The 4,450-nt window shown below is 72.5% G+C and carries 3 protein-coding genes; all 3 read left to right on the plus strand.

Features of this window, described 5'->3' with window-relative positions; translation table 11 throughout:
• Positions 1–23: 23 nt before the first annotated feature.
• The gene (locus IH80_RS0137865; RefSeq protein ID WP_158943845.1) at positions 24–407 is read left to right on the plus strand and encodes a stress protein; all 384 of its coding nucleotides are present in this window, start codon (positions 24–26) and stop codon (positions 405–407) included.
• A 1,685-nt stretch (positions 408–2,092) separates the two neighbouring features.
• Positions 2,093–2,875: a hypothetical protein gene (locus tag IH80_RS0137870; protein ID WP_078906967.1), complete on the plus strand. Its 783-nt coding sequence runs from the start codon at positions 2,093–2,095 to the stop codon at positions 2,873–2,875.
• Between the two features lie 1,077 nt (positions 2,876–3,952).
• Positions 3,953–4,447: a hypothetical protein gene (locus IH80_RS43290; protein WP_234432532.1), complete on the plus strand. Its 495-nt coding sequence runs from the start codon at positions 3,953–3,955 to the stop codon at positions 4,445–4,447.
• The last annotated feature ends 3 nt before the right edge of the window (positions 4,448–4,450 follow it).

Below are 4,450 nucleotides of genomic sequence, written 5' to 3' on the forward strand. Positions count from 1 at the left end.
TCTATTCGTCGGCAGCGTCAGATGTGTATAAGAGACAGGCCGACAAGAGCGTGACCGTCAACGTCTCCATGGACCAGCTCGGCCGCGGCAAAGCCATCGCCGACGCACTGCGCGGCATCAAGACCGACAACCGCGGCACCTTCGTGCAGGAAGCGGTCGACAAGGCCTTCAACGCCGCCGGCGGCCGCCACAACGTCATGCTGTTCAACCTCAGCCAGAACTACAACGACCAGTTCCAGGGCACCCGCGTCTACGCCAACGTCCAGTGGGGCAACATCCACTACGGCCTGTGGATCTTCGAGTCCGGGCAGTTCACCAACCAGGGCGACGGCGGCTGGATCAACTGGGGCTTCGTCGGCTGGTACGAACGCAACGGCGGCCACGTGACGTTCAACCGCTCCTGGTAACACCACCGCAAGCCCACCGGCGGCCCCCTCCGGATCCGTACCACGGACACCGGAGGGGGCCGCCGGGCACCCCCGCACCACCCGGACAACCCCAACACCGCCCGCCCGGCCAGGCGGGCGGGCGGGCGGCGAAGCCGGCCCCGCAGACCGAGGCCGCCAGAACCGGCCACCCAGCCGCTCCCCCTCCAAAGGACCCACCGCCCAGCCGCGCCCTGCACGCGCTCACGCGCCGCGACCCCGACCCCGACCGGGACCGGGACCGGAACCGGAACCGGGACCGGAACCGGGACCGGGACCGGGACCGGGACCGGAACCGGGACCGGGACCGGAACCGGGACCGGGACCGGAACCGGAACCGGAACGGGGACGGAGACGGAGACGGGACGGGACGGGACGGGAGCAGCATGGCCGCCGGATCGCCGCACCTTCCCAGGCGATGACGGCGATACGGGGGGGCAGCCGCAGCCACGGCGCGGGAAACCGGGAACACCGGCCCGGGAAGGACACCGGTCACCGCCGAGCAGCCCGCCCGGCTGGCCCCGGCCGGCGCGCACCGAACGAACCACAGCCCCGGACCACCAGCGCGAGAACGAAGACACGAACGGATCGCGGCGAGGGCAGCCCGCGAGCCGGCCCGTGGGGCCGGACCGTCCGCCCCGGCCGCCGGATGAGCGGCCCCCCGCAGAAACCCAGGACATGCGCAGCACGAACGCGCCGGCCGAGAGGACCGCAAAGCGAGCGGGCAGCAGCGGGCGAGAGAACCGCCGGCCGGAGCGGACCGGCGGCGAGAGGACCGGCGGGCGGACAGCAGCGGGCGATCGGAGCGGCGGGCGAGCGGGCGGCAGCGTCGACGCCAGGACCGGCCACCCGGTCTGCGCGCACCGGCCGCGAAGCTCCTGGACATGCGGTTTTCAGAGCGGTCCATGTGCCGCGTGTGCCCGGCGGTCAGGGGGCCCGGGCGGCTGCGGTGGTCAGCCAGTGAGGACGCCGGGCTCCAGTCCGGCCCGCTCCGGACGACGTGCCGAGCCCGCCGACAGCGCAGCCCGGGGGATCCGCCCGAGCGCCGAAGACCACGTCACCCACCAGGACAAAATCCCTCCGCAACCACGCCCGAGCACGCCTCGCCGCCTGCACCACGCCCGGGCACTCCTCGCGGCCTGCACCACGCCCGGGCACGCCTCGCCGCCGGCACGGCTCACGCGCCCGCGCTCGCGCCATCCTGACCCGCCGGCCGCCTCGACACCCGGACAGGCAGCTGCCCCGCACCATCCGCCCCACACCGCGAGTGCCGCAGCGGGAGGGAAGGGACACACACCGTCCCGGACGGCAGACTGCGCCGGAGCCGCACGGTGCGGCGCGGCGGGCGCGGCGCGTGCCGCGCCCGGCCGGACGCCTCGATCACCACCCACCGACCACCCCCGGCCCGCCGCCGGCCGCAGAACGCAACGCAGGACCAGGAACGAGGAACCGGCAGGCACGGGCAGGAAACCGGGGAGGACCCGTGGGACCGGTGGGACCGCAGAGACGAAACGGGTGCGGGGCAGGACGGGGCGGGGAACCGCCTGGGGTGGAGGGAGGTGTGTCGGTGCCGGACGGCCATGGCCCGGTCCGGCACGGTGGGGCGCGTGTCCAGCCGCCCGTCCCCGCGGACGAACGGCCCCCCGGGGCGTGTGTGAGGGATTCGCATGACCGAGAACGACAAAACCACCACCAGCACCACCAGCACCGGTGCCGGTGCCGGTACCGGTGCCGGCTCCTCGGCGACCAGCCGCCGTGCCTTCCTGCTGGCCGCCGGCTCGGCCGGGGCCGCCGCCGTGCTGAGCACGGCATGCGCCGGCCCGTCCGGGACACAGTCCGCGGCAGGACAGCCGTCCGCCACCCCTCCCCCGCCCCCGACTCCCGCCCCGCCGGGAGCAGGCACCCCCACGGCCCCGGCCTGCGTCCTCGCCGTCCAGGCCGGCGCCGGACCGTACTACCTGGACCTGGACCTGGTCCGCTCCGACATCACCCAGGGCCGCGGCGGAGTACCACTGCAGCTGGACCTGACCGTGGTACGGGTCCCCGACGGCTGCCGGCCCCTCGCAGCCGCAGGCGTCGAGGTATGGCACGCCGACGCCGCCGGCCACTACTCCACCGGCAAGGACACCTTCCTGCGCGGCACCCAGATCACCGACCACGCCGGACAGTGCGTGTTCCGCACGATCGTGCCCGGCTGGTACGCGGGACTGGCCCCCCACATCCACTTCAAAGTCCGCCCCGACACCCGCACCGAGACAACCTCGCAGTTCTTCTTCCCCGAAAACCTCCTCACCCAGATCTACACACACCAGCCCTACGCCCGCCGCACCCCACCCGAACACCCCAACCAACGCGACAGCCGCTACCGAGCCGCCGCACAAACCATGACGCTCCCCCTCACACCCCACGCAAACGGCTACCGAGCCGCCTACACCATCGGCATCACCTGAACCCCGCACCAGCAGACCGGCACACCAACCGCCCACCGGACACACAGCCAGACACACAAACCCCACACCCCGGCAGTCCGGCGTCAGACACACCAGCAGCACGGACAAAAACACCAGCAGACAAACGCCAGGCACCCGCGACCGCACACACGACGAGAACGGAACAACACCAGCCCCACACCTCCCCCCGAGAAGCCGGAACCCGAAGACACCCCCAGCCCCCGTGAAACTCCCACCAACCCCTCCACCCCGAACACCGCCACAACCACCCCACCCCGCAACACCCGCGAGACCGCCACCCACCAGAACAGCACCCGCCCGGCAACCACCCACCCGGCAACAGGCCGGCAGACAGACCGACGGCAGCACGCAGCACGCAGCCAGGCGGCAGGCAGGCAGGCAGGCAGACAGGCAGGCAGGCAGGCAGGCAGGCCATCGCACCGGTCCGCCACACCGGCACCCGACGCCCGGCGGCTCGTCCGCCGACGAGCCAGCAGCAGGCGGGCAGACGAACGGGCGACAAGCCAGCATGCCGACCGGCGGACGAGCCGACCGGCAGACAGGCGACAAGCCAGCAGGCTCACCGCGGACGGACGACGAGCCAGCGGGGAAACGGACGAACGACAAGCGGCGAACACGCGACAACCAGCAGGGAAACGGACCGGCGACACGCCCGCGGGCTGACCGACCGGACGGGCGACAAGCCAGCAGGCTGACCGGCGGACGGACGACGATCCAACGGGTGGGGAGACGAACGGGCAACGGAACCGGCGGGCCGACCGGCGGACAAGCGACAAGCCAGCGGGTGGGGAGACGAACGGGCAACGGAGCCGGCGGGCCGACCGGCGGACAGGCGACAAGCCGGCGGGCGACGAGCCAGCCGGCGACGAGCCACCAGGCTGACCGGCGGACGGGCGACGGGAGCCAGCAGGCCGACCGGCGGACTGTCCGGATATCCGCAGGTCAGAGGAGACCTCGAGAGCGGAACACCGCCAGCGGGTGCGGCCCACGCCCGGATCGGAGAAGCTGGGCATGGCCGCAGCGCCGCCGGGCGCGACGGATGGGCAAGGAGGTCACGTGGACGTTTCAGGACACGACCGAAACGCCCGCAGGCCGCGGGCCCGCACCCGAACCCGGACCGGAATCCTGCTGAGCGCCGCAGCAGCCCTCGCGGCAGCCGCGATACCGGTCTCCGCATCACAGCCCACCGCCGCACCCGCCCCCGACCCGGTGGTCGTCGACTGCTTCTCCAAACCCCAGACACGCCCCGAGGAATACCTCCTGGCCTGCGGCGACGGCAACAACCGGCTCGTCGACCTGCACTGGACCACCTGGGGCCCCCAGACCGCCACAGCCACCGGGACCGACATGGTCAACGACTGCCGCCCCTACTGCGCGGCAGGCCGTTTCCGCCCCTACCCAGTAACCGTCACCCTCAGCCACCCCCAACCCTGGCCCGACCACCCCGGCACCCAACGCTTCAGCACCATCCGCCTCCTCTACACCTGTCTCTTATACACATCTCCGAGCCCACGAGCCAAGAGGCAATCTCGTATGCCGTCTTCTGCTTGAAAA

Source organism: Streptomyces sp. NRRL S-378 (assembly GCF_000720645.1).
Classification (GTDB): domain Bacteria; phylum Actinomycetota; class Actinomycetes; order Streptomycetales; family Streptomycetaceae; genus Streptomyces.

What these genes read in the sequence shown, in the direction of transcription:
- IH80_RS0137870 (WP_078906967.1), top strand. Translation starts at nt 2,093, where the DNA reads ATGACCGAGAACGACAAAACCACCACCAGCACCACCAGCACCGGTGCC.